This is a genomic window from Gardnerella sialicivorans subsp. sialicivorans (assembly GCF_056746795.1).
In genome coordinates this window covers 253,599-279,025 of sequence record NZ_JBWPXA010000001.1, presented here as the reverse complement: position 1 = coordinate 279,025, position 25,427 = coordinate 253,599, and the positions used below count along the sequence as shown (strand labels likewise).

Genomic DNA, 25,427 nt, shown 5'->3' with positions numbered 1-25,427 from the left:
ATCATACGAGTAAACTACCGTGTTTTTGCATTTTGAGCATTAAACACGATAGTTTACAAGTTGCAATTAGTATTTAGATATAACTCACACTAATGCTTGAGGACGGCCCGATTCAAAACGATCAAGCACACCAGTTGCAGCTAATGCCTTTTGAACAAGCCACACAACAATACCTGCAACAATAAGGCCAGAAATAATAGAAGTAATTAGATTTGCAATAATATACTGAGTATTCCAGCCTTGACCGCCGCTAACCCAATTGTAAATAAAGCAAGCTACGCCTGCTAACGATCCAGATATTGCAGTGGAAAGCAGATTCCATGTTTTGTACATAAAGAAAATGAATGCAAGTTCAGCGCCAACGCCTTGAATAATACCGACGATTAACGATCCGCCAACACCCCACTGATTTCCTAACATAAGTTCCACAAAAGCAGCAAGCGTTTCGGCAAACAATGCAGCGCCAGGCTTACGCACGATTATTGCAGCTAAAGGTCCAGCAAAAAGCCAAAAACCATTAGATAAGCCTTCCGCACCAGGCAACAAGCTTGCAAAAAGATTAGTAGGAGCTGCGCACACAATATCCCAAGCCCAGAATAATACGCCAGATGCAACAGCGATGATAGCAGCTATGACGATATCAAGAATACGCCAGCGATTAGAATGTTCCATTGAAACATTAGTCATAATAAGTGCCTTTCTTCAATATTGAAAGATTTGGGCACGGGAAAAGAGCGACATCCGTTGCTAATATTACTTAGCACACGTTCAATCGGTCGAAGCTTTCGCTTCCTCTCAGCCAAAACGGCTCCCGAGTCAAAATATTTATAATCACAGTGTAAGAATGTAATGCAAATAATGCATCAAAAACTCACCTATACAAGAATACACATAGAGTGCTTTTTTGTATAGTAAGTGTTTAAAATACAAATACGCAATTTTATATAAATACATAGTTACGTACACAGTTTGATTAAAAATACATAGTTCGATTAAAAATACACAATTTGATTAAAAATACACAGAAAACAAGCAGATACAAAAAAGTCGGGGTGACAGGATTCGAACCTGCGACATCCTGCTCCCAAAGCAGGCGCGCTACCAAACTGCGCTACACCCCGAGGCTTTCTAGCTGATTACCAGCTCCAAGCACAATCAAATACAATAGCGCACATTGCCGACAAACGCAAATTTGCAACACGCGCGATAGAATAGAATCAGCATTGAAAAATAGGAAACGAATTTTAGAGGTTTATATGGGGCGTTTTCAACGTGCAGAGGCGGCTGGATTAATCGCTTTTCTAGCATGCGCATTATTTGGCATGATTGTAATGTCTATATACATAAACACAATGCCAGCAATATGGCAAGTTACGCAACGTTTGTTTACAATGGCGTCTGGAGTGGTTGCGTCTTGCAGCATGTGCACTTTTGTAGTCGGATATTTAAGAACACACAAAGGAATCCTTAAAAAGAATTGGTTGCAAATTGCAAAACATGCTTTTGAAATAATCGCGCTTTCTACAATTTATGGCGCAACAATGCTACTTATGTCTTTTGCTCTTCTTTCTATAATCAACAGCATTATTGGAAGAAGCGCCGTAAACACTTATCTTCCTGTTCTTTGTTGCGCATTAAGTGGAATTGTTGGATACGCAACTCTTGTACAAGCAGAACTTTTAGAAGCAAAAACCGTTGCTTCGCTTCTTCCACTATTTGTGATTTCTGGAGCTGCAACAGCTGGATTAACTTCCGACGACCCGTATTGGTACAACAATAACTTCTCTCAACTAGGCGATAGAACAACGTTCGCAGCAAGCATGTTTAACGCAACGCTGATTCTAGCTGGAATATGCATTATTATTACAAGCTACTTTGCTATAACCGAGTTTGTTGCAACACAGCACGAAATCTTGCAAAATAAGGGCGATAACGCTACAAAGCATTTTAAGACTCGAACAACCATTATGGCAGCTTTACTGATTCTTGGAGGAATAGCATTTATTGGAATCGGAACGTTCCGCTATACTCCCCACCCTGTTATACACGATTTATGCGCTAGAGGCGTTACTGGCCTTATTTGCACAATGCTTATATGCCTTCCATGGCTTGCTCCTAGGCTTTCTAAAACATTCTACGTTGCTTCGGATTTAGCCGTTATTCTTACGGCTTGGGTTGGAAACCAATGGGTTCATGGCAATAACACTTTAACAAATGTAGAAGCTTTGTCTTGTTTACTATTTTTAGGGTGGATAATAGTGTTTTCAAGACAAGTCGCAGCTATGCAAAGCGACCGTCTAAGGTCTTAAGTCAAATCTTAAATAATGTCTTAAATCAAGATATTAAATCAAGATATTAAATCAAGATATTAAAAATGTGACCTACCACCAGCTAAAATCAGCAAAGCCGTAGGCCACAATTAATTAATTTGCTTATATTATTCTTAATATTATTGATATTATTTTTTTATATTATTCTTGCTTCTCGCTCATAAGAAGAAGGAAGCTTCTTGATTGAGCAACAATATTAAAACCAGATTCGTAATGCAATTGCGGACCTTTTGGATTATGAGTATCTACAACAAGAGTCCACTTTTCGCCATAACGCTTATCTGGCAAAGTGAAAGTTATAGGCTCATAATGCGCGTTGAAAATAAGAATAAAGTCATTATCGACCATTCTGCTTCCGTACCAATCGGTTTCTGGAATATCTGAACCGTTCAAATAAATCATCACCGAAAGCGCGTGAGTATTAGTCCAAGCTTCCATATCCATTACGGAACCTGTGTGATCAAACCACTCTACTTGCGGAATCTCTGAAGCATCGTCCGAAGGCATACGACCAATAAAGAACCTACGCCTATGTAAAACAGGGTGATCCAACCTTAAATGAATAAGCTTAGAAACAAAGTCAAACATATCTTTTTGAGTGGAATCAAAGTCCCAATTAATCCAAGAAATAGCATTATCTTGGCAATATGCGTTGTTGTTTCCATTTTGAGTACGCATAATCTCGTCTCCAGCGCAAATCATAGGAATGCCCTGGCTCATTAGCAAAGTGGAGAAAAGATTTCGCATTTGACGCTGACGAAGCTCGTTAACATCGTGAATATTTGTAGGGCCTTCTACTCCGCAATTCCACGAACGATTGTCGTTAGCACCGTCGTTATTACCTTCTTTATTAGCCTCATTATGCTTTTCGTTATAGCTCACCAAATCGTTCATAGTAAAGCCATCGTGAGCAGTAATAAAGTTTACAGAAGCTACAGGCTTACGACCATTTTGCTCATATAAATCGGAGCTTCCCATAAGTCGGCTTGCAAACTCAGGCAAAGTCGAAGGCTGCGAGCGCCAAAAATCGCGTACGCAATCGCGGTAGCGACCATTCCACTCGGACCAGCTTGGAGGGAATCCACCAACTTGGTATCCGCCAACGCCAATATCCCAAGGCTCTGCAATAAGTTTTACGCTAGAGATAATAGGGTCTTGCTCAATAATGTCGAAGAATGCAGAAAGCTTATCTACTTCTTGGAATTGACGAGCAAGCGTTGCAGCCAAGTCGAATCGGAATCCATCTACATGCATTTCCGTAACCCAATATCGCAAGCTATCTGTGATTAATCGCAAGGCTTTAGGAGATCGCATAAGAAGCGAGTTTCCTGTGCCAGTAGTGTCAAAATAATGACGCTGATCGTTATCTACCAAGCGATAGTAAGCACGATTGTCAATTCCTCTAAAGCTTAATGTTGGACCCCTATCGTTTCCTTCTGCAGTGTGATTGTAAACAACGTCTAGAATAACTTCCATTCCTGCAGCATGATACGCCTTAACCATTGCCTTAAACTCGTTTACTTGCTCGCCGCGCTGACCAGAGCTTGAATACGAGTTTTGAGGAGCAAAGAAGCCAATTGTGTTATATCCCCAATAGTTGCTTAAGCCTTTATTTTGCAAGAAAGAATCGTTTACAAATTGATGAATAGGCATAAGCTCAATTGCAGTAATTCCAAGCTTTTTTAAGTAAGATATTACACTTGGATGAGCTAATCCAGCATACGTTCCGCGAATTTCGGGAGGAACATTACGATTTAGATTCGTCATTCCTCTAACATGAGCTTCGTAAATCACGCTATCGTGATATGGGATCATTGGGTGCTGGTCGTTCCCCCAATCAAAATATGGGTTTATAACAGCAGCTTTCATAGTGTGATCTGCAGAATCCAAAGTGTTCATTGCTGCTAAATCATCTGGATTTGCAAACCAATAAGAAAACAGGCTCTCGTCGCCGTCAATATTGCCCTCAATCGCCTTAGCATATGGATCCAAAAGCAGCTTGTTTGGATTACACCACAATCCATGATTTGGATCATACGGACCGTGAACTCTATAGCCGTATCTCTGGCCTGGCTGTATTCCAGATATGTAGGTATGCCAAACATAAGAATTCTGCTCAGTCATATCGATGCGCGTTTCGTTGTCTTGTTCGTCAAACAAGCACAACTCAACATGCTTTGCTACTTCGGAAAACAATGCGAAGTTTACGCCCGCGCCATCGTAGGTAGCTCCAAGCGGATACATAGAACCTGGTCTAATTTGCATAATTCAAGTATTGCATATATTTATATAGTTTTCATCAATACATAAGGCGATTCTTAAAAAAGATTAAACTTTTACATAATGCAAGCTTTTTTAGAAAATAAAAAAATACTTTATCAAACAATATAATTTTCCCTTAAATAAAGGGCAACACGCCGAAGTATAGCCTTTAACCACATTGCTCTAAAAAGCTAGAAAAAAGATTTTAAGCTTGATGAAATTGCATCATGATAAACGAGCAAAACATGATATTAGATATATCGCAAGAAGATATACAACAAGAAAATATACAACAAGAAGAGCTGCTAAGACGCGTAGCAAAAGTCGAAGAACAACTATGCGACTTTTCAATACCAAATAAAACAATAGGCAGCCTTGGCGAAGAATACACATCACTAAAACTAATGCTTAAAAATTGGATTTTGCTAGATAGAAATTGGCATAGCCGTTTTGGAGAGCTTGACGTTGTAATGATGAACACAGAAGGAATAATCGTATTTATTGAAGTAAAAACGCGTAGAAGCATACGTTTTGGTACTCCGCTAGAAGCAGTAACAGAAGAAAAACGTATAAAAACGCATAAAGCTGCATTCAATTGGCTAGAAAATCACAAAATGTTTAAGCATAGAAGAATACGATTCGACGTTGTATCAATCCTTATTTTAAAAGACAAAAACATTCAAACACACCACATTTTAGGAGCATTCTAATGATTATTGGAAACGCATTATCTGTAGGACTACTCGGGTTAAAAGCCTTTACAATACAATTGCAAGCATTCATATCTAGCGGCCTGCCTGGATTCTCAATTATTGGCCTTCCCGACACTTCTTTAAGTGAAGCAAGGGAACGAGTTAAATCAGCATATATGTCTTTGCGATGCGACTGGCCAGACACAAGACTAACAGTAAATCTTTCACCTGCATCTATGCCAAAAAGTGGAGCCTCTTACGACCTTGCAATCGCAGCAAGCATACTAAGCGCTAGAGGAATTATTCCACTTAGTGAGCTAGAAAACACTATTATTTTAGGCGAACTTAATTTAGACGGATCCGTTTTGCCAATTCAAGGAATGCTGCCAATCGCACTATACGCTAAGCAAAAAAATATTACAAAAATGATTATTCCATACGGAAATCTTGAAGAAGCAAAACTAGTAAATGGGATTGAAGCAATTGGTATTAAGCATATTTTAGATTTAGTAGACGAGCTAAACGGAAAATTAGAAGACGAAGCTAGGCCGATTGCCGAAAAGAACAGAGAACGCGCGTTAAATGCGATTAAAACGTACGACCACATTAGAGTAGAAGAAAGAGAAAAAGCTGGCGATTTGCACAATTCTAATAGTAACAGCATTAAATACTCTAGCAAAAATATGGCAGATAACGTTGAGCCTGTACATAACGATAAGCCATTAAACGAGATTGGAGATATGTCGGAAGTATTAGGTCAAGAGCACACAAAGTGGGCTTTGCAAGTGGCGGCAGCTGGAGGACACCATGTTATGATGATAGGTCCTCCTGGGTCTGGAAAAACAATGCTAGCTTCTAGAATGCCAAGCATAATGTGCCCTCTTAACGAGCGAGAGCAGCTAGAAGTGGCATCTATTAGGTCGCTTTGCGGAACACTTCCCTACTACGGAATAACGGACGTTCCGCCTTTTGAAGCGCCTCATCACACTTCTTCCGCAGCATCTCTTATAGGAGGAGGCGCAGGTTTAGCCAAACCCGGAATCATAACTCGCGCGCATTGTGGAGTTTTATTTATGGACGAAGCTCCAGAATTTTCACCACGAGTTTTGCAAACACTTAGAGAACCATTGGAATCTGGCCATATTGCTGTTTCTAGATCTAAAGGAACAACACTGTATCCTGCTAAATTCCAGCTCGTTATAGCAGCAAACCCATGCCCATGCGGATATGCGTACGGAAATGGAGAGCGATGCACTTGTAAAGAGAAGGAACGCATACGCTATTTTTCTAGACTTTCTGGCCCAATTCTAGACAGGATTGATATTCAAATGGATGTTCCGCCAGTAGAAAAAATCATAACTAAAAAAGCCATGTTAGAAAACGGCGCAAGTCAAATGTCGGAAAAAATTTTGACTAGTGCAATGATGCGTGAAAACGTAAAAAACGCAAGACTTGTTGCGCAAGATCGTTTTAAGAAACTTGGCTGGAGTTGCAACGCTCAAGCTTCTGGAACATGGCTTAGAAAATACACATCTCAAAAAGCGATTGAGCTTATAAATAAGTCTCTTGAAAAACACAAGTTGAGTTTACGCGGAGCAGATAAAGCACTTAGACTTGCTTGGACTTTAGCAGATCTTTGTGGTCACACTTGCCCAGATTTAACCGATATGGCTCAAGCAATTAGCTTAAGGACAAGAATATGATTAGCACAAATAACGCAAATATAACAAACCCGCAAACAAGCGATATTTATACAATAAATGACGATACTTTAGCGCGAGCAATCCTAACGTTTTGCACAGACGGAGCAGACGCAATAATGTACACGCTTACTATAGGAACTGTTAATGCTGCAAGCATTGTAGATGCGCTATATTCTATTTGCGAATCAATTACTAAAAACGCAAGCAAAATAAGCAATAAACAATTAGAACTTGACTTTCCAGCAAATTGCTATAAAAAAGATTCGAGCGAAAATGAACAACAAGAAGGCAATACCAATTCAAGCACAAACGATTTAGATAATGTGCTTATAAACATTGTAAAAAATCACCCACAAATCAAAGTTCTAGAAAAATGCTTTTTGGAAGGTCTTAAAATTTGGGGCGGTAAAAGTGCAAATAATAAAAACGAAGTAAATAATTTTGCTGTATTGCATAAGTCTGTTAAAAAATGGTGCCTACGAATGCAAAAACTACCTTTTTGGGATGCAAGCAAACTCAAAAAATGGTTTAGCTCAAGCGGATCACAATGGATTATATCTCCAAAAAGCAAGTATTGGCCTAAACAATTACAAGATTTAGCAACAAAATGCAAGGTTGCTCCACCACTTTGCTTATGGGGAATTGGAGACCCAAACGCTCTTATTCAATGCAAACAACCACTTGCAATCGTTGGATCTAGAGGATGCAATGACTACGGGTACGAGCTTAGCTTTACTTTCGCAAAATCGTGTGCTAAAAAGGGGCACACAATTGTTTCTGGCGGAGCTTACGGAATTGATGCTGCAGCACATTGGGGAACATTAGACGCATTGGACAGCCACGCAATAAACGCAAGCCCTGTGGGTAAAACAATAGTCGTTTTTGCTGGAGGACTAAACAATATGGGTCCAAGTAGTAATGCTCAACTTTTTAACGCAATACTTGCAAGCGGAGGCGCGTGCATAAGCGAGCTTTGCCCCGAAACTATTCCAGAAGCACGCAGATTCTTGCTAAGAAACCGCCTTATTGCAGCCCTTGCTAGCAAAGTCATAGTTTCTCAAGCTAGATTAAGGTCGGGAGCGTTAAACACAGCAAATTGGGCATTGGAATTAAACCGAGAATTGTACGCAGTTCCTGGAGACGTAACTTTGCCAAATAACGCTGGATGCAACATGCTTATTCATGACGGAAAAGCTATGATGATATGCTCACACAGAGATATAGAAGACATCTACCCTAATTCACATCATTATTTGCCACATTCACTAGGCAATAACGAAAGCATTCCAGACACTTGCAATGATTTACAAAAGCTTATATTAAAAGCGATTTACAAGTGCAAGCACAACAAAGTATGTTCAAACATAGACAACATTCATGAAGTTATTGCAAAAACGGAAACAAATGGCGATTTTTCAATATCACAAATATCAGGAGAGCTTGCGATTCTTGAGTTAGACGAATTAATCAAAAGTCAAAATGGCGTTTTTAGCATAAATCGAAAAAAGACTTAAGTCTTAAATAAAAAAGTCATAAAGTCTTAAATAAAAATGCGAAAAATATGAGAAAATAAGTGTTATGCAATCAAACTTTGAGCAAAGCGAATTAAACGCAAAAAGTCAAGAAAAAAGCGAGCAAATAAAAATAAATAACTCGTTTTACAACGTTTTAATTATTGGAGCTGGAGCTGCAGGACTTTCAGCAGCATTAGGCTTAGTAAAGTCTAAAGAGTACCAAATGCTAAAATCTCAAGGAAAACAACCTAAAATATTAGTGATTTGCAAACTTCAAGCATTAAGATCTCATACAGGCTCTGCCGAAGGCGGAATCGCAGCATCATTAGGAAACGTAGAAAAAGATTGCTGGCAATGGCACTATTACGACACTGTTCACGGAGGCGACTGGCTAAGCGATCAAGACGCAGCAAAAATCCTAGCAAAAGAAGCTAGAGAAACAGTTATTGAACTTGAGCACTTTGGAGTTGCTTTTTCTAGAACAAAAGACGGTCACATTAATCAAAGATTCTTTGGAGGCCACACTGCCGACTTTGGAAAACAGCCAGTTAGGCGAGCTGCGTACGCTGCAGATAGAATCGGCCACCAAATTCTATACAGTTTGTGGCAAAAATGTTTAGAAGAAAATATTAACATTAGCGAAGAAATTTACGTTACAGACATTGCAATAAATAGCGAAACAAACAGCGTAGAAGGAATTATAGCGCTAAACGAAAAAACTGGAAACGTAGAAAAAATAAGCGCAAACAATGTTCTTATTGCAACTGGAGGCGCTGGAAGACTATTTGCAACAACTTCCAACTCTTGGGATTTAACTGGAGACGGAATGGCTTTAGCGCTAAACGCTGGATTGCAATTAGAAGACATAGAGTTTATACAATTCCACCCAACTGGATTAGCGCACACTGGAATATTGCTTTCGGAAGCTGCGCGAGGAGAAGGCGGAGTGCTTAGGAATTGCAAAAACGAAGCATTTATGAAGAACTACGACAATACGCACGCGGATTTAGCTCCAAGAGACGTTGTAAGCAGGGCGATTATAGCAGAAGTCGATGCAGCGCGAGGAGTGGAAGACACAACTAGCAACGTTGATAAAAAAGATTGCGTTTGGCTAGACATGACTCATATAGAAAAACAGCACATGTTAGATGCTCTTCCGCAAGTTGTTGAGACGATTGAAAAATATGCGCATTTAGATCCTTCAAAAGATCTTGTGCCTATTAAGCCTACTGCACACTACACAATGGGTGGAATACCAATCACTCTTAACAGCCAAGTCTATAAATTAGATAGAGGGAAAAAACAAAGCATAAAGGGATTATACGCTGCTGGAGAATGTGCGTGCTCGGGAGTTCATGGCGCTAATCGCCTTGGCGGAAACTCACTTCTTGACGCTTGCTTATTTGGAAAAATCGCAGGAAAATCTATTGCAAAAGACTTGCAAAATCAAGAAGAAACTCAAAATCAAGAAGAAACTCTAGAACAAAATAATCAAAATAATCAATATAATTTACAAAATAAAACCCCAAAAATAGACGAGTTAGCTAAAAAGCGAATCCAAAAAATACGCGCTCTTATGCAAAGCGAGAATGATTCAAAAAATGAGCAAAATCCATACATGCTTTTAGATGCGCTAGAAGAGATTATGGAAACAGCTGTTGCAGTAAGATGCAACGAACAGAGCATTAAAGAAGCTTTGCAAAAAATCGATACGCTTATTATTCCAAAAGCTAAAATGCTTACTTTGCATTCTAAAAATCTTGTTTTTAATCAAGAACTGACAGCTATTTTGGAATTGAAAAACTTGATTACATTTGCAAAAGCAGTTTTGCAAGCATCACTTGCAAGACATGAATCTAGAGGATCTTTTACAAGATTGGATTATCCACAGCATAACAACAGCCAAAATCCGCAACATTCCATAGTGGATTTAAGCGGAAAAGTGCAAAATATTCCAGTTGTAGTAGTGGATTTTGACCCAAATCGTCCAATTAACGCTCAAAATGCTAGCGAAATTAAAGAAATTATTACAAAAATCAATTAATTTGCAACACGCCGAAGCAAAGAGTTAAAAAAGATGTTATAGTTCTATCTGTTGTCTAAAACACCCGTCCGGGTGGCGGAATGGTAGACGCGCTAGCTTGAGGTGCTAGTGCCTATTTGTACAGGCGTGCGGGTTCAAGTCCCGCTCCGGACACAAAATAAAGTCTTGCTGAGAAATCAGCAAGACTTTTTTGTTTCGTATTCGCAAACACTAATTGCAAACACTAATCGCACTAGTTAATCACGTAATTCCAAGGGTCAAAAGCTCTACCAATCCAAGAAACATCTAATGATTCACCAAAATTCTTACATATAGAATCGTGAATATCTTTAACAGCATACTTAAACCACAAAGATTCAATAGCGCTATGAGGAGTGTTTATAAGCATAGGCTTAATAATATTAGAGTGCGTTAGTTGCGATTCATAAATAGCTTGCTCGTACGCGTCCGTTGCAGGATGATGTCTTAAATCACTTGTTACATACACGTCTGCTCCACAAGCGCGAACTTCATCAAATAAGGAATCACCAGATCCTGGAAGAACAGCTATTTTACTAACCATTGCATCAACATCTCCGCACACTTGAACGCCTAGCTTAGTAGCAGGTAAAGCGTTAAAAACGCGCATAGCAAACTCTTTAAGCGTGATTTTTTGCTCAAGCACTCCAACTCTGCCAAGCCCAAGAGAAGGGTTATTATTTGCTGGAACAAGAGGGTGCAAATCCTTAAGACCAAAAGCATTCGCTGCAGCATCTGCTACTCCCCTAAAAGCCGCATCCGCATTAGTGTGACCAACCCACAATCCGCAACGATTTTCAATAAGAGTTTGAACTATTTTTCCGCGAACAGAAAAACCAGAAACTTCGTGAACCGACTTAAAAAACAAAGGATGGTGCGAAACAATCAAATCCGCTCCCATTTTGCATGATTCTTCAACAGCTTCTAAAGTTGGATCCGATAAGCAAACAATTTTATTAACTTTATGCGAAGGGTTGCCAACGATTAATCCTGGATTATCCCAAGGCTCAGCGAGACACAGAGGATACAAGTCTTCTAAGACCTTAACAATATCACCCAAAGTTGCCATATTCACACCTTTACAATAATCCTACAGTGGTCTTTACAATAATTCTCACAAACAAAATCAATGCGCAGCAAGCTGCCAATCAGCGCCAACTCCAGTAGAAACACTAAGCGGAACAGAAAGCTCAACAGTATGTTCCATAGCATTTTTAACAATATCTTCTACAACATCCGCCTCGCCATGAGCAATCTCAAGAACAAGTTCGTCGTGGATTTGCAAAATCACGCGACTCTTAACATTAGCTTTTCGCAAATCATCATCTACTCTAATCATTGCAAGCTTCATAATGTCTGCAGCACTTCCCTGAATAGGAGCGTTTAGAGCAGCTCGTTCTGCAGCTTCTCTAGATGCCCTGTTCGTAGAATTTAACTTTGGGAAATATCTTCTTCTACCAAACATTGTTTGAGTGTATCCAAGCTTTCTAGCTTTATCTACTAAAGACTCCAAATAGTCGTGTACTGCACCAAAAGTATTAAAATACTTTTCCTTAAGAACTTCTGCAGCAGCAGGACTAATTCCTAGTTGCTTTGCAAGACCATACGTACTGAGTCCATATGCTAACCCGTAGCTCATTGCTTTAACGTGGCTACGCTGATCTGCACTAACTTGCTCTATTGGAATTCTATAAACTAAGCTCGCTACAAACTTATGAAAATCAACACCATACTGGAAAGCATCAATAAGCGTTTTATCTGCAGAAGCATGAGCCATAATTCTAAGTTCCACTTGCGAATAATCGCAGCTCATAAGCTGCTCATAGTCTCTTCCTGGAACAAAAGCCGCTCTAATCTCCCTACCATCAACATTCTTGTTTGGTATGTTTTGCAAGTTTGGGTCCGAAGAACTTAATCGACCAGTAGCAGCAATAGTTTGCTCAAAAGTCGTGTGAATCCTACCGTCTTTATATCTTGCAGCATCAATAAGGCTTTGAACAATTTGCTTTAACTTATTAGTTTCTCGATACTTAAGCAAAGCACCTAAAAATTGACTTGACTTTTCATCTGGATCAATTTTTGCATACAACTCTTGCAAAGCTTCTGCATTAGTAGTATACGATCCACTTTTTGTTCTACGAGTAGGCTTTAGACCCATGTCTTCAAACAACAGTTGCTGAATTTGCTTAGGACTTTGCAAATTTATTTGCTTAGCTGCAACGTCTAGCGCCATTTTTTGAGCAAAATTCGCTTCACTTGCAAAATTATCTTTCATAGACGCAAGTCGTAGCATATCTACAGCAGCGCCCGTATCTTCCATCTTCCTTAAAACTCTAGAAACAGGCATTTCAACGTCTATCATTAAGCCAGTTTGCTTGCGCTCATCCAACTTTTTCGCATATTGTTTAGAAAGCAAACGTATAGTCAAAGCTGTTTCTAGCATGCTTTCTTCTAATTCTTGGTTATCTTGACTTTGCGAATCTTGCTCTTTAGAATCCTGGCTGCTATCAATATCAAAATCAAGTTTGCCTTGCGTCGGTTCATCGTTTAATTGCGAAGAGCCTATATGAATATTCAAAACATGCTCAGCCATATCGCAAAGATTTTCGTTCTTAAAATCTGGCTCAATTAAGTAAGATGCTAAGCGAATGTCAACTAGTGGGCTAAAAGAATAATTATCTTCTACAACTTTTAGAGACGCTAAAAGAGCAATATGCTTTTTATAATCATGCAAAACAACTGAAGACTCATGCTTTTTTATAAAATCTCTTAGTTTAGAAGCGATTCCACTATTTTCATTAAGAACATTTGCATACACAATTGCAGCGTCGTTACCAGCTAGGATTATTAATGCTTTTGCAAAAATACCAAACTGATTAGTGTTGTTTTTTTCTTCTACAGCAAATACTACTAATTCTTTATGCTCTTTTATTGTTTTTGCGCATTCTAAGTCGTTTCTTATAAGATTTGCGCTATTTATATACGAGTCGGAAAAGTCGCAAGAATCCGCAACACAAGATTTTGCAATACTAATCCAATTATCTGCATCAGACTCAGAATTAATATTATGCACGTTTATTTTATCTAACAGAGTTTTAACGTCTTCTATATCATCTGAATCATTTGATTCCGTAGAACCACTATTTTCTGCATGCGCACTTCCAGCAGAAATCATTGTTTTAATATTCTCATCTAAAAGCTCTTTGCTCCCGCGCGTAAACTCTTTTAGAATCTTTCTTCTAGTACGCGAACCAAATTCAAGATTTTCGAACAGCTCTCCAACAGACGCAGCGTTTACATTGCCAAAATCAAGATCGTTAACACTAACTCCAAGATCTAAATCTTTAACAAGAGTATTAACTTTTTTATTTAATCGAATCTGATCAATGCTTTCTCGTAAAGACTCGCCTTTTTTACCACTGATTTGACTTGCGTTTTCAATAATGCCTTCTAGACTGCCAAATTGATTAATCCACTTAGCAGCATAACCATCTCCAACTCCTGGAACTCCTGGAATATTATCAGACGTTTCCCCGCGCAATGCTGCTAAATCTGAATACTGACTAGGCGTAACATTGTATTTTTCAACAATCGCATTAGGATCCATTTGCTTTAGATCCTTAAAATGCCTGCCTGGGTACAGCACGTTAATAGTGTTATTAATTAGCTGAAAAGCATCGCGATCTCCAGAAAGCACAAGCGTTTTATAACCAGCATTAGCACCCATAGTTGCCAAAGTAGCAATAATATCGTCGCCTTCGTAGCCCTGCTTTGTAATGTACTTAACACCTAACGCACTAAGCATTTTTTGAATAACGGGCAACTGAGCTATAAGTTCTTCTGGAGCAGCTTCACGAGTACCCTTATATTGCGGCAAAAGCTTGTTTCTAAAAGTTCCACCTTTAACGTCGAAAGCAACCGCAAGCTTATCTGGCTTCTCTTTTTCTATGACTTGCGAAAGCATAGTAGAAAAGCCCCATATTGCATTAGTAGCAAAACCAGATTTTGTGGAAAAATTATCTGCCGATATTGCGTAAAAAGCACGAAACGCAAGTGAGTGGCCATCTACCACCAACAACGTTCCCTTATAATCCTCACTATTCAAAGAATCCTCGTTTGCAACGATGCTGGTATCCACTTAACACCCACCTGCGTTTTTTATAAAATGAACTTTTGAAATTATTTATGCATAGCTCGCGCAAGAAACCGCGATTATCAAAATTATTTTGACTTACTACGCTTCGCTAGATGGCTTTTCTTCGCCATACTTAGCGATAATAGCCAACGCAAGACGCTTCTTTGGAATACGCTGATCCATAGAAGTTTTTTGGATCCAACGGAAAGCACCCTGCTCCGAGAACCCAGCTTTATCCATAAGTAGGCCTTTTGCTCTATCTACAAGCTTGCGCTCTTCGAGAGTATCTTCTGCTTTCTTAAGCTTTTCTTCTGCTTTACGAAGCTGATCTTGAGCATCTTGAAGCTTGTTTTCTGTGCGCTCAACACTATCGAGCAAATCGTTAATCTCGCTAAATCTGCCCATTGCAACTTCTAGAGCTGGCAAAAGCTTTGACTCTTCGTAAGGCTTTGTAACATACGCCATTGCTCCAGCGCCAGTAGCGCGCTTAACTAAGTCAGATTGAGAAAAAGCAGTTAGCATAACAACAGGTGCAATATTTTCGTCGCAAATCGTAGCAGCCGCTTGAATTCCATCCACACCAGGCATTTTAACGTCCATGCAAACAACGTCTGGGCGATGTTCACGAGTAAGGTCAATAGCCTCCTGCCCATTTGCAGCTTGACCAACAACCTTATATCCGTTATCTTCTAGCATTGCTACAAGATCCATACGGTTTACTGCTTCATCTTCTGCAACAACAACAGTTTTAACGCTGTTTTCTTTTTTATCGCTATCGTTATTATTGCTTTCTACGCTATTCGACGATTCATATGCATTACGCAATTCATCATCTGTAAGCACAACAGGCGCATTCCCCATCTCTTCATCGCTGTTTTCAGCCGACATTCTAACCTCATTTCCTTACCAAAACACAAGGCAACAGCGCTATGCATTCCACTAACACATACATTCGCACCCTTAATACTCATACTCGCCATCTTTGCGTTTATTTTTTAGGCTAGCATCATGCAAGTTTTATGCACAAACACTAAAAGCACACTGTGCGCGTTGCCAACGATTTTACTCGCATGCGTGTATAAAAATACGCTACAAACCGCTTTTTAATGCGGTAAAGCACATGCAAATAATGACAATACAAAAGTCAAAGCACCGAGCATTGCTAACTGTACGCACAATGGAAAAGCACTAGCATAATTCCCATTAATAACTGCGTATATTAGCGAGCACGCTTTTTTAATAAACACGCAAGTAGTCAATAGTAACAGAATGCAAGAAACAACAAACACACCATTATTAAACAATGTATTGCTTAATGCGAAAACAGTTTTATAAGGGTTATCAATACTTAAAAATACGCCTATAAATCGCGAATAGAACACATATAAAAGCACGTACGCAAATTGTAAAATCGCCACTAAAACAGTAACACAAGTAAACACAACACTGCCCTTGCGCTTGCCAAGCAAAGCCATTGCAGTAATCTTTTTATGCTGCATATCACTTTCTATGTCTCTTAAATTGTTAATCATCATAAGGCAAGCAGAAAATCCACCTGGAATAAAGGATAATAATACGCAAAACACAATTTGCTCAATGCTTGATGCATTTATTGAATCTTTAGAAAAACCACTTGCGTAAAAAAGCGCGCACAATGTTCCCAAAAACGCTACTGGTCCAAAGAACAAAAATGCGCTAAGCTCTCCCCAACCCCTATATCCGTATGGGTGTGATCCTCCTGCATAAAACCAAGCTGCTATAACACAAATTAATCCAAGCGGAATAAACATCCAAATTCCACTTCTAATCGTAATAACTAATCCAAAAACACACGATATTAGAGCAGATATGCAAGCAGCATACAACACTGATTTTGGCTTAATACCAGCATTTGCAAGCCTCCAAGACACGTCACATAGCGCTTTGTTTTCTGCGCTTACATCTCGCTTAGACCTTTGATTATCTAATCCTCGCAAACCATCACAATAATCGTTTGCGTAGTTTACGGAAATTTGCATAAAAACAGCAACACACAAACACAAAAACGCTTGCAAAGCAAAATTTTCAACATTATAAGTCTTTACAAGTATTTGACCGCTAAATAAATACCTTGCAAAAATCGAAATTGCCATAACAACTGGAACAATCCCGATTGGAAGAGTATAAAGTCTTGCACCTTTAAGCCAAAACTTAATATTAGTCATTAAAATCGCCTAAATTCTAGAATTTTTTAATTGATTCTAGATTAGTTTAGACTATTTTAGATTATTTGTGGAGCAAACATAGACGCAAGAATTGGCAAAGCAATCATTAAAACAGATATAACAAGAAGAACAAATCCACGCCAGCCAAAAGGATATTTTCTAAAAGAAGACTTACGTGTGCGCAAATAGAATCCTCGCTCTTCTGCAGCTAGCGCACAACTATCTGCTTTACGAACAGACAAAACTAAAAGAGGCACAATCAAAGGCATCATAAGCTTAATCTTTTTGAAAGGATTCTTTGTATCGAACTCCACTCCTCTTGCCATTTGAGCTTCTGTAATTTGAGACATTTCGTACGCAAAAATAGGAACAAATCGCACAGCTGTAGTGATCGTAAAAGCATAGCAATATGGAATGTGTAAGTATTGAACAACAGCATTAGCTAAATCGTTTAATTTTGTAATGCTAAGAACACTTACAAGAGGCAATGCAAAGCAAAAAAGCCTTAAAGATGCTCGCAATGCAACAGAAATTCCTTTTGTGCTAAACCATAAGAACATGTAGTTTCCGCCTTGAGCAATAACTGTTTGCAAAAAGAACATTACAACGCCAAGAATAAGCATTGCGCGCACAAGAGGAAACAGCGCTTTAAGAATCCCAGCCATAGCCATGCCAGCAAGAATAAGAACTGCAATAAATACAAGAATGCTAAATTGTTGAGCTATAAAAGCAGACACAACAACGCTTATAGCTAATATGAGTTTTGCAATAGGATTTGCTTTGTGAAGAAAAGTTGAGCCTTCGTTATACGTTAAGATTTTAGTTTGCATAATTACACCTTGCTTTACAAATTGCAACTCTTTTTAAGAGCATCAACCAACATATCCCTCTTATACAAGCCTTTACAAGCATCAAAACCATTCTTGACTAAGCCTTGAGATACTGCGCATAAAAGCGGAGCGCATAATGCAGCTTCATCGCAAATCGCATTGTTTTCAAAAACGCAACTTATACTTCCGTCTTCTAGAATTTTCCCATCGTTTACTACGATTAAGCGCGTTGCAAAGTCAAGAACCACTTCCATATCGTGGCAAACCATTATTATGCAACAACCGTGATCTCTAAGGTCTTCTACAACTTGCATAATGCGCAAGCATTCCATGTAGTCTAAGCCACACGTTGGCTCGTCTAAAACAAGAATCTTAGGCTTAGTTACAACAGTTGCAGCCAATGCAACCATTTGACGCTGTCCTCTAGAAAGCATAAACGGGCTTGCTTTAGGGTCTAGATTTAGCTTTTCAATCATTTGCATTGCATGATCATTAGCATCTTTAACAGACTCTCCTAAAAGAATGCAACTAAACGCTACTTCTTCTAAAACAGTATCTTTGCAAAGCTGGCGATCTGGATTTTGGAAAAGCGTAGAAACATAGTGAGCAATTTGGCTAATCTTCATGTTGCTAGTGTCTTTACCATCAATAAAAATGTTGCCACTGCTCGCCTTAAGCAAACCGTTGATTAGCTTAGTAACAGTTGTTTTTCCAGCGCCATTTCTTCCAACAAGAGTTACAAGCTCCCCAGCGTAAGCTTCAAAAGACACGTTTTTTAGCGCACTAACGCCACTTGGGTAGGAAAAACTTACGTTTTTAAGCGAAAGACACGGAGAAGTGTTTTTTGATTGATCTTGTGCGGAAGATTGTGCGTAGGCTTGCGATTCGTGCGAAAAGTCGCCAGCAACCGCCGATGTGTTTGAATCGCATTCGCTATTATCAAATTCACCATGAGAATCACCATGAGAATTACTATTAGAAGTCAAAGATTTTCTACTATTAATCGTATTAACAATAGTATTTACTGTATCTTCTACAGACACAGGCAAATCGCTTTTAGAGCAAACATTCTTGCTCTGTAAATCATTAACCAAATGCGTAGTGCGCGGATAATTTATTCCAATAGAATAAAGCAAATCCATGTTTTTCAACGCTTGGCTAACAGGCAAATCAAGCGACAAAGTGCCATTAGAAAGCACAACTAAACGCTTGCAATACTCGCTTAAAAGCGCCACTTTTTGCTCAATTACAACAACCGTTATTCCAAAATTCTTATTCAAATCTTTAAGAATCGAAAAAATCATTTTAGAAGAAACAGGGTCTAAAGCGCACGTAGGCTCATCTAAAACCATAACTTTAGGCTTTAGCGCAAGAATAGCAGCAATCGCAACTTTCTGCTTTTGGCCTCCAGAAAGAGTATCTAAATCGCGGTTGCGCAAATCACTAATGCCAACAATTTGCAAAGCTTCATCTATTCGACTTGGTATTTCGCTATGCGCAACGCCAAAGTTTTCTAAGCCAAAAAGAATCTCATCTTCCACATTTGCAGCAACCATTTGCGCATCAATGTCTTGAATAACAGATCCAATTAAGCAAGCAATATTAGTTAAAGCAAGATTTTTAGTGTCTTGACCCGCAATCTTAACGCTTCCAGAAAGTTCGCCAGAATAATGATGCGGAATCGCGCCAGAAAAAAGCGAAGCAAGCGTTGTTTTACCAGACCCAGAAGGGCCAATAATACCAACGAATTCGCCAGATTCTATGCTAAGACTTACATCTTTTAGCGCAAAAGTGGAATCTTGTGCCTTTGAAGAGTCTAAAGAATCATCTTTATTCCGATTCACATACTTAAAAGACACATCTTTTAACTCAAGCAAAGGCACAATAATTCCTAACTCTTAAAAACCTAACAATTACTATTACTAATGATTATTCTATGATTATGCTTATTCTACGATTTATTCTTTGATAATTATATGACTTGCTAAATATTATCCAACACAAATCATCTAGAACAAATTCAAACACTTACTTGTGTAGAACGAGTCGAATTGGAGTGTAAAGAACTTCAACAACAACAGCATTAAACACAGCAGTTCCCAAAATGATTGGAAGCATAACAAGAATCGTCTTAGGAGAATGAAGAACAAAGAAAGATGCAGTAGAAGCAAATATTAAACCAGAAACAACTGTAGTTATAAAAGTTGCTATGAGTGGGAAAATACTGAACTTTCTAGCAGCATCCTTAGGAAAAACGTGAACATAAGCCATAATCATCAAAGTCATAACAATTGCTGCTGGAATATCGCAAACATAATTAAGACCAGGAATAGATGCGTTAAATTGCATTAAAGTTGCAGCCAATGCGCCAATAATCGCACCTTGAATAACATTTGGACGAACCAGCAAAATCGCAAGGCAGAATGATGCGATTAAAAAGTTTGGTTTAATATTTCCGATTGAAAGCGCTTTTGCAACTGTAAAGTCAAGAATACATCCTGCTGCAAAAAGAACAGCAACCAACACCAAAGACGTAACATCTAAAGAGTGCTTTTTAATACTTACAGCATTAATCATGCTACCTGCATGTCCATTAATTCCCTGATTCATAATCTTCTCCTTTATGTTGCGATAATTAAGTTTTAATTATCGACTTTTGATGTTTATTTACGTTTATTTACATTCATTTATGTTTGTTTATATTTGTTTACGTTGATTAAAGTTAATTTATTTCTTATTCTTCAATTTCTTCAATGTTGATTTACTTGTGCAAAACGAGTCGAATTGGAGTGTAAAGAACTTCAACAACAACAGCATTAAACACAGCAGTTCCCAAAATGATTGGAAGCATAACAAGAACAGTGTTTGGAGAGTGAAGAATAAAGAAAGATGCGATTGTTGCAAAAATCATTCCAGAAATAACAGTTGCAACAAACGTAGAGATAAATGGGAACACACTAAACTTTCTAGCAGCATCCTTAGGGAAAGCTTTTAAGTATCCCATAAGCACTAACGTCATAATGATTGCTGCTGGAATATCGCAAGCGTATTCAAGACCAGGAATCGAAGTGTTAAATTGAATCAAAGTAGCAGCTAATGCGCCAATAATCGCACCTTGAATAACATTTGGACGAACAAGCAAAATAGACAAGCAGAACGATGCAATAACAAACTCTGGCTGAATATTTCCAATCGAAAGCGACTTTGCAACTGTAAAATCAAGAATGCATCCTGCTGCAAAAAGAACAGCAACTAACACCAAAGACGTAATATCTAAAGCGTGCTTTTTAACATTTACGCCTTTTAGCAAAGTAGCTGCTTGATTAATTTCGGACTGTGCAGATGTTGCATCTACGTTAGTGGCTTCTACGTTAGTGGCTTCTACGTTAGTGGACTCTACGTTAGTGGACTCCTGATTCATGATTTTCTCCTTTACGTAAATTTTTACGTTGTTTTTCAACAATTTTGATTTGAAAATTGTTATTGGTTTAGATTGTTATTGGTTTAGATTGTTTAGATTGTTTTAGATTTGGATTAAAACCAAATGGATTTTGCGTTTTAGGATATAAAAAAGACCCCTAGGTTTACCCTAGAGGTCTTTTATAAGCCTAAACAAGCAGCTTCTAAAACTTTAGAGTAAACTACGCCAAAGAGAAGTCTGCCACCACCACATACGAGCAGCATCAAAAGTATCGCGAGCTTGAGCATTCATGTTACGCATGATAGCCGCCTCCTTAAATACTTTAGCTGCAAAAGCTAAATGCCTATGTGGTCAATCACAAACCTAACACCGTAAAATTTACGATATGCGTTTGTGTTGTGTTCGATGCTAACACCATAAAAGTACAAATGCAAACAAAAATATAAAATTAGCAAAAAATCACGCAAAAACACGTAAAAATATAACCACTTAAATCCGCACAATTCCAAGCAAAACGCCGTAAGTACACAAAGCGCATGTCTAATCTTATATAAAACAACCTCAATCCCTAGCAACGTGTATACTTTCACAAGTTGCGGGCTTGTAGCTCAGTGGATAGAGCGTCTGCCTCCGGAGCAGAAGGCCGTGGGTCCGAATCCCATCAAGCCCACGTTTTGCGTTAATTAATTTCCACCAAGAAGCGCAAACGTGCCATAGTAAACAGATGCAATTAATGCAATTGCAGGAATAATTAAGCACACAACCATAAACACATAATCGCGCTTATTTACGTGACTTATGCGCGCATGAGATCTTGGATTTTCTCCTCCAAAACCGCGCGCTTGCATTGCTGTTGCTAAAGTACTAGACCTACGAATCGAAAGAACAAGAAGCGCAAAAGCTTGAGGCATAAATGCGCGAATCTTACTATCGTCTCCAAGACCGCGAGACCTTCTAGAAGCAGTAAGAGCTGCCCAATCGTCTTGTAAAACGCTAAAAAGCCTCATTCCCGCTAATCCACCATAAACAAACTTATCTGGCAAATGCATAACTTGACTAAAAGCATCTGCTAAATCTGTAGCATCAATACCAATAACAGTAACAATTGCAGGAACACCAATCGCTAAAATACGAATAAACGTTGCAATTGCAAGAGTTGTTGAGTGCTCACTTACGTGAATAATTCCCCAATCAAACAACGTTTGACCGCCAGATTTACCGTACAACCACACTGCTAGAGCCGATCCAGGCGCACCAACCCAAACAGGCCAAGAAAGCTTAACAACACGCCAAGGATTCATTCCAACAATCCATAAAATTACAAACTCTAAAACAAGTGCAATAGTCGAAGAAAGCCAATCTAGAGTAAATAGCAAAGGAATGGAAAGTAGAAAAGCTCCAAGCATGCGGTAAACAGGATTTAGCGAAGCTAAAAATGGCGAGCAACTTGCAGCTCTTTCTTGCTCATCACGCTTATTTACAGCGCTAACTTTTATTCGAGAAATATTCGTTGCATTAGTTGTAGAAGACAAGCTTTGCGATGATTCTAAATCTTCTTTTGCTTGCGACTCGCCAGCGCGTGTTAAATCGTCAGAATCACTATTTTTATGCTCGCTAGTATGCTCACTAATAGGCTCGCTTCTATGCTCACTAATAGGCAAAAGTTCAACCAAACGCGCACCAAGAGCATCTACTAGCTCTTTATCGTGAGTAACAACAATAACACTAACGCCGTCTGCTCTAAGGCTTGCAATCAACTTTATAATTTGCATCCAAGTTTTTCGATCTTGGCCAAAAGTTGGCTCGTCTAAAATCAAAACTCTTGGAGCTGCGGCCAAAGATGCAGCAACTGTAAGTCTGCGCTTTTCTCCACCAGAAAGCGTGTACGGATTTGCATTGGCATATCTGCCTAATCGAAATCGCTCTAGCAATTCTTTAGCTTTTGATCGAGCATCCTCTTCGCTCATGCCTGTTCTAATAGGGCCTAACATAACCTCTTCTAAAACAGTTCCGCAAGCAAATTGGTGTTCTGGATTTTGAAAAACGTACGAAATTCTTTTAGCGAGTTCAGTTGACTTCCACTTTATAGGATCACTTGAGTCTAACTCTTTACAAAGATTCTCACTTGCTACAACTTCGCCTTCTATTGACGGAATTAGCCCTGCCAAAGTTAGCGACAAAGTTGATTTTCCAGCACCATTTGCACCAACCAAAGCCGTTATTTGACCAGAATTAAACTCAAGATTAATGTTTTTGGCTATTGGAGTATCCGTATGGCTAATCGCAAGGTTTTTTGTAGATAAAACTACTTTCCCATCTCCTACAGAAGGATCGTAATCAGGCTCTCCTTTAACATGAATCCTACTTATATTGCGATTTTTTGAATCCTTATACTTGTCTGGAAGCCATATTCCAAGATCTTCAAAATCAAGATCCTTGCGAGTAAACACCTGATCAGGAGTTCCATCAGCTACGATTACTGTTTTAGCATTCTCGTCTCTTGCAATATCGTCATCGTGAACAAAGTTTTCGCTATCTTCACTATTACTATTACCGCTATTTTCAAGCCCAAGAACAATCACTCTGTCTATTAAATCAATCCAAGGCTGCGCATGATGTTCCACAAGAACCATTGTTGCATGAGTATCGTCAAGCACTTTTCCAACTGCTGAAACAATTTGCTCAACGCCGTCTGGATCAAGATTTGCTGTAGGCTCATCTAAAAGAAGAACGCTAGGCTTCATTGCAAGCGCGCCTGCAAGAGCCAATCGCTGCATTTGGCCACCGCTTAAATGTGCAGTAGAACGATGAAGTTGCAATCCATCTAATCCAACTTCTTTAAGACTTTCGTCAACAATATTCCAAATCTCTTTGCGTGGAACATTCATATTTTCTGGACCAAACGCAACGTTATCTCCTAAACGTTGAAAAATCGCTTGCGCTTCTGGGTCTTGTAAAACTAAGCCAACACGTCCGCGAGCCTTATGAACTGGTACATCGTCTACTAATACCGCGCCTTCACTCACTCCGCCATCTTCGTCTTCAACTAAAACATTATGCGAAGAAGAGTTACTATTTTTATCGTTTGAATCACTTTTAAGAATAATATCGCTGCCTATTAATCCAGCAGCGCCTTCAAGAATAGTGGATTTACCTATGCCTGATGCACCTAATAGCAATACTCTCTGCCCTGCTTCAATAGTCAGGTTTAAACCACGAACAGCAAACGCTTTGCGAGAGGCATGACGATAACCCCAATTCTCAAAACGCAACTGAGCAGCATTAAAAGCCGATGGAAGGAAAGTTTCAGCTTTATGCTTGTTGTTTTCGTTTAAAACCTGCGTTTTAGATGCATCGGGCATAGCAAATCCTTTATGGCAATGATTTTTATTTAATTATTTTCTATTTATAAATAATTTATAAATATCTGATTATTTAGCATGAACTATTTGTGTATTTCTCTGCCAGAAGCAAAATGGTCTAAAGCTCCAGTATTCGCTACAGCCTTAAACAAATACCACATTAAAACACCTGCTATAACAGCACCAGAAACAGCTGTTGTAACAAGATATGCAATACCGTAGCTTCCAACAAGATCAATACCTTGGAAATGCTTAATAAAGCTATAAGCCCAGCATCCAACGCCAGAAAGAACGCCAGAAAGAACTATAGAATCAAGAGTCCAACGCTTATACATAAATGCAGCAAATGCAATTTCTGCACCAATACCCTGTACTAAAGCTATTACGAAAGTAGACCATCCACCCCACTGATTTCCAAGAAGAGCTTCTAGGACTCCAGCAACAACTTCAGCGTAGATTGCAGCGCCAGGCTTACGGACAATAATAGCAGCCAATGGACCAGCAAAAAGCCACAAGCCATTCATCAAGCCGCCAAAACCTGGAAGAACACTTTCAAACAGCGCCCATGGAGCTGAAGAAGTAATAGCTACAACCCAATAAACAAGAGCAGAAGCAACAGCAATTACAGAAGCAGCAGCAATATCTGCAACTCGCCATCGCAAATTAGCTTGGATAGAAATTTTTTCTTCTACCATTGTGTGCCTTTCATTCCACGCTGTGAATTAGAAAATCACCTAAATCACAGAATTACCGTAGGCACGGGAAAAACTGACCTCCGTGCGCCAGTATTACCTGGATTCACGTTCAAGCGGTTTCTCTCAGCTTTACGAATTAGCGCAAAGCACCCGTGTCGAGTGAAGATTCTACGGCATTGTGTAGACTCGCGCACAAAATACATCAAAACCCATATAT

At 39.0% G+C, this 25,427-nt stretch carries 17 protein-coding genes, 3 tRNA genes and 1 riboswitch; of the genes, 7 read left to right on the top strand and 13 right to left on the bottom strand.

Annotation, left to right across the window (positions count from 1 at the left end; translation table 11 throughout):
* Positions 1-84 precede the first annotated feature (84 nt).
* On the bottom strand, positions 85-687 hold the full coding sequence (locus tag AC1EKB_RS01020) for an ECF transporter S component (protein WP_415694743.1): 603 nt from the start codon (positions 685-687) through the stop codon (positions 85-87).
* 360 nt (positions 688-1,047) lie between these two features.
* Positions 1,048-1,121: transfer RNA gene (locus tag AC1EKB_RS01015), tRNA-Pro, on the bottom strand.
* Between the two features lie 135 nt (positions 1,122-1,256).
* Here AC1EKB_RS01015 and AC1EKB_RS01010 point away from each other — a divergent pair.
* Complete coding sequence (locus AC1EKB_RS01010) at positions 1,257-2,309, top strand: ABC transporter permease (protein WP_481248584.1); 1,053 nt, start codon at positions 1,257-1,259, stop codon at positions 2,307-2,309.
* Between the two features lie 162 nt (positions 2,310-2,471).
* Here AC1EKB_RS01010 and glgX read toward each other — a convergent pair whose 3' ends face one another.
* A complete protein-coding gene (gene glgX, locus AC1EKB_RS01005) occupies positions 2,472-4,595 on the bottom strand; it encodes a glycogen debranching protein GlgX (RefSeq protein ID WP_020757416.1) in 2,124 nt (707 codons plus the stop codon).
* 242 nt (positions 4,596-4,837) lie between these two features.
* Between glgX and AC1EKB_RS01000 the strand changes: the two genes are divergently transcribed.
* From AC1EKB_RS01000 to AC1EKB_RS00980, 5 genes are all read left to right on the top strand, one after another.
* Positions 4,838-5,302, top strand: coding sequence for a YraN family protein (locus AC1EKB_RS01000; RefSeq protein WP_415694741.1), 465 nt, complete (start codon positions 4,838-4,840; stop codon positions 5,300-5,302).
* Positions 5,302-6,987, top strand: a complete 1,686-nt coding sequence (locus tag AC1EKB_RS00995) for a YifB family Mg chelatase-like AAA ATPase (protein WP_481248583.1) — start codon at positions 5,302-5,304, stop codon at positions 6,985-6,987. The genes AC1EKB_RS01000 and AC1EKB_RS00995 overlap by 1 nt, the downstream gene beginning before the upstream one ends.
* Positions 6,984-8,501 (top strand): DNA-processing protein DprA, encoded by a 1,518-nt coding sequence (dprA, locus tag AC1EKB_RS00990; protein ID WP_415694739.1) that lies wholly within the window; start codon positions 6,984-6,986, stop codon positions 8,499-8,501. Before AC1EKB_RS00995 ends, dprA begins: the two co-directional genes overlap by 4 nt.
* Positions 8,502-8,565: 64 nt before the next feature.
* Entirely contained in the window at positions 8,566-10,545 is a 1,980-nt protein-coding gene (locus AC1EKB_RS00985) for an FAD-binding protein (protein WP_481248582.1), read from the top strand.
* Positions 10,546-10,611: 66 nt separating this feature from the next.
* Positions 10,612-10,698: transfer RNA gene (locus AC1EKB_RS00980), tRNA-Leu, on the top strand.
* Positions 10,699-10,777: 79 nt separating this feature from the next.
* On the opposite strand, the gene AC1EKB_RS00975 is transcribed toward AC1EKB_RS00980, so the two are convergent.
* From AC1EKB_RS00975 to AC1EKB_RS00940, 8 genes are all read right to left on the bottom strand, one after another.
* Positions 10,778-11,632 (bottom strand): Nif3-like dinuclear metal center hexameric protein, encoded by an 855-nt coding sequence (locus tag AC1EKB_RS00975; RefSeq protein WP_415694737.1) that lies wholly within the window; start codon positions 11,630-11,632, stop codon positions 10,778-10,780.
* Positions 11,633-11,689: 57 nt separating this feature from the next.
* Positions 11,690-14,701 carry a DNA polymerase I gene (gene polA / locus AC1EKB_RS00970; protein ID WP_481248581.1) on the bottom strand — a complete coding sequence of 1,004 codons (3,012 nt, stop codon included), beginning with the start codon at positions 14,699-14,701 and terminating at the stop codon, positions 11,690-11,692.
* Between the two features lie 96 nt (positions 14,702-14,797).
* Positions 14,798-15,586: an ANTAR domain-containing response regulator gene (locus tag AC1EKB_RS00965; RefSeq protein ID WP_481248580.1), complete on the bottom strand. Its 789-nt coding sequence runs from the start codon at positions 15,584-15,586 to the stop codon at positions 14,798-14,800.
* A 215-nt stretch (positions 15,587-15,801) separates the two neighbouring features.
* A complete protein-coding gene (gene menA / locus AC1EKB_RS00960; RefSeq protein WP_481248579.1) occupies positions 15,802-16,902 on the bottom strand; it encodes a 1,4-dihydroxy-2-naphthoate octaprenyltransferase in 1,101 nt (366 codons plus the stop codon).
* Between the two features lie 56 nt (positions 16,903-16,958).
* On the bottom strand, positions 16,959-17,732 hold the full coding sequence (locus AC1EKB_RS00955; protein ID WP_481248578.1) for an energy-coupling factor transporter transmembrane component T family protein: 774 nt from the start codon (positions 17,730-17,732) through the stop codon (positions 16,959-16,961).
* A 14-nt stretch (positions 17,733-17,746) separates the two neighbouring features.
* The gene (locus AC1EKB_RS00950; protein WP_481248577.1) at positions 17,747-19,615 is read right to left on the bottom strand and encodes an ABC transporter ATP-binding protein; all 1,869 of its coding nucleotides are present in this window, start codon (positions 19,613-19,615) and stop codon (positions 17,747-17,749) included.
* A gap of 145 nt (positions 19,616-19,760) precedes the next feature.
* The gene (locus AC1EKB_RS00945) at positions 19,761-20,342 is read right to left on the bottom strand and encodes a tryptophan transporter (RefSeq protein WP_481248576.1); all 582 of its coding nucleotides are present in this window, start codon (positions 20,340-20,342) and stop codon (positions 19,761-19,763) included.
* 151 nt (positions 20,343-20,493) lie between these two features.
* A complete protein-coding gene (locus AC1EKB_RS00940; RefSeq protein ID WP_481248575.1) occupies positions 20,494-21,153 on the bottom strand; it encodes a hypothetical protein in 660 nt (219 codons plus the stop codon).
* A gap of 597 nt (positions 21,154-21,750) precedes the next feature.
* Between AC1EKB_RS00940 and AC1EKB_RS00935 the strand changes: the two genes are divergently transcribed.
* Positions 21,751-21,823: transfer RNA gene (locus tag AC1EKB_RS00935), tRNA-Arg, on the top strand.
* A gap of 13 nt (positions 21,824-21,836) precedes the next feature.
* Here AC1EKB_RS00935 and AC1EKB_RS00930 read toward each other — a convergent pair.
* Positions 21,837-24,515, bottom strand: coding sequence for an ATP-binding cassette domain-containing protein (locus AC1EKB_RS00930; RefSeq protein WP_481248574.1), 2,679 nt, complete (start codon positions 24,513-24,515; stop codon positions 21,837-21,839).
* An 83-nt stretch (positions 24,516-24,598) separates the two neighbouring features.
* Positions 24,599-25,210 carry an ECF transporter S component gene (locus tag AC1EKB_RS00925; protein WP_415694729.1) on the bottom strand — a complete coding sequence of 204 codons (612 nt, stop codon included), beginning with the start codon at positions 25,208-25,210 and terminating at the stop codon, positions 24,599-24,601.
* 61 nt (positions 25,211-25,271) lie between these two features.
* A riboswitch (TPP riboswitch) is annotated at positions 25,272-25,374 on the bottom strand.
* Positions 25,375-25,427: the final 53 nt, after the last annotated feature.

Excerpts from the sequence above, each read along its gene's own strand:
- AC1EKB_RS00945 (WP_481248576.1), bottom strand. The coding sequence starts at position 20,342 with ATGAATCAGGGAATTAATGGACATGCAGGTAGCATGATTAATGCTGTA.
- AC1EKB_RS00985 (WP_481248582.1), top strand. The coding sequence starts at position 8,566 with ATGCAATCAAACTTTGAGCAAAGCGAATTAAACGCAAAAAGTCAAGAA.
- AC1EKB_RS01010 (WP_481248584.1), top strand. The coding sequence starts at position 1,257 with ATGGGGCGTTTTCAACGTGCAGAGGCGGCTGGATTAATCGCTTTTCTA.
- menA (WP_481248579.1), bottom strand. The coding sequence starts at position 16,902 with ATGACTAATATTAAGTTTTGGCTTAAAGGTGCAAGACTTTATACTCTT.
- AC1EKB_RS01000 (WP_415694741.1), top strand. The coding sequence starts at position 4,838 with ATGATATTAGATATATCGCAAGAAGATATACAACAAGAAAATATACAA.
- AC1EKB_RS00955 (WP_481248578.1), bottom strand. The coding sequence starts at position 17,732 with ATGCAAACTAAAATCTTAACGTATAACGAAGGCTCAACTTTTCTTCAC.
- AC1EKB_RS01020 (WP_415694743.1), bottom strand. The coding sequence starts at position 687 with ATGACTAATGTTTCAATGGAACATTCTAATCGCTGGCGTATTCTTGAT.
- AC1EKB_RS00975 (WP_415694737.1), bottom strand. The coding sequence starts at position 11,632 with ATGGCAACTTTGGGTGATATTGTTAAGGTCTTAGAAGACTTGTATCCT.
- glgX (WP_020757416.1), bottom strand. The coding sequence starts at position 4,595 with ATGCAAATTAGACCAGGTTCTATGTATCCGCTTGGAGCTACCTACGAT.
- dprA (WP_415694739.1), top strand. The coding sequence starts at position 6,984 with ATGATTAGCACAAATAACGCAAATATAACAAACCCGCAAACAAGCGAT.
- AC1EKB_RS00925 (WP_415694729.1), bottom strand. The coding sequence starts at position 25,210 with ATGGTAGAAGAAAAAATTTCTATCCAAGCTAATTTGCGATGGCGAGTT.
- AC1EKB_RS00965 (WP_481248580.1), bottom strand. The coding sequence starts at position 15,586 with ATGTCGGCTGAAAACAGCGATGAAGAGATGGGGAATGCGCCTGTTGTG.
- AC1EKB_RS00940 (WP_481248575.1), bottom strand. The coding sequence starts at position 21,153 with ATGAATCAGGAGTCCACTAACGTAGAGTCCACTAACGTAGAAGCCACT.
- AC1EKB_RS00930 (WP_481248574.1), bottom strand. The coding sequence starts at position 24,515 with ATGCCCGATGCATCTAAAACGCAGGTTTTAAACGAAAACAACAAGCAT.
- AC1EKB_RS00995 (WP_481248583.1), top strand. The coding sequence starts at position 5,302 with ATGATTATTGGAAACGCATTATCTGTAGGACTACTCGGGTTAAAAGCC.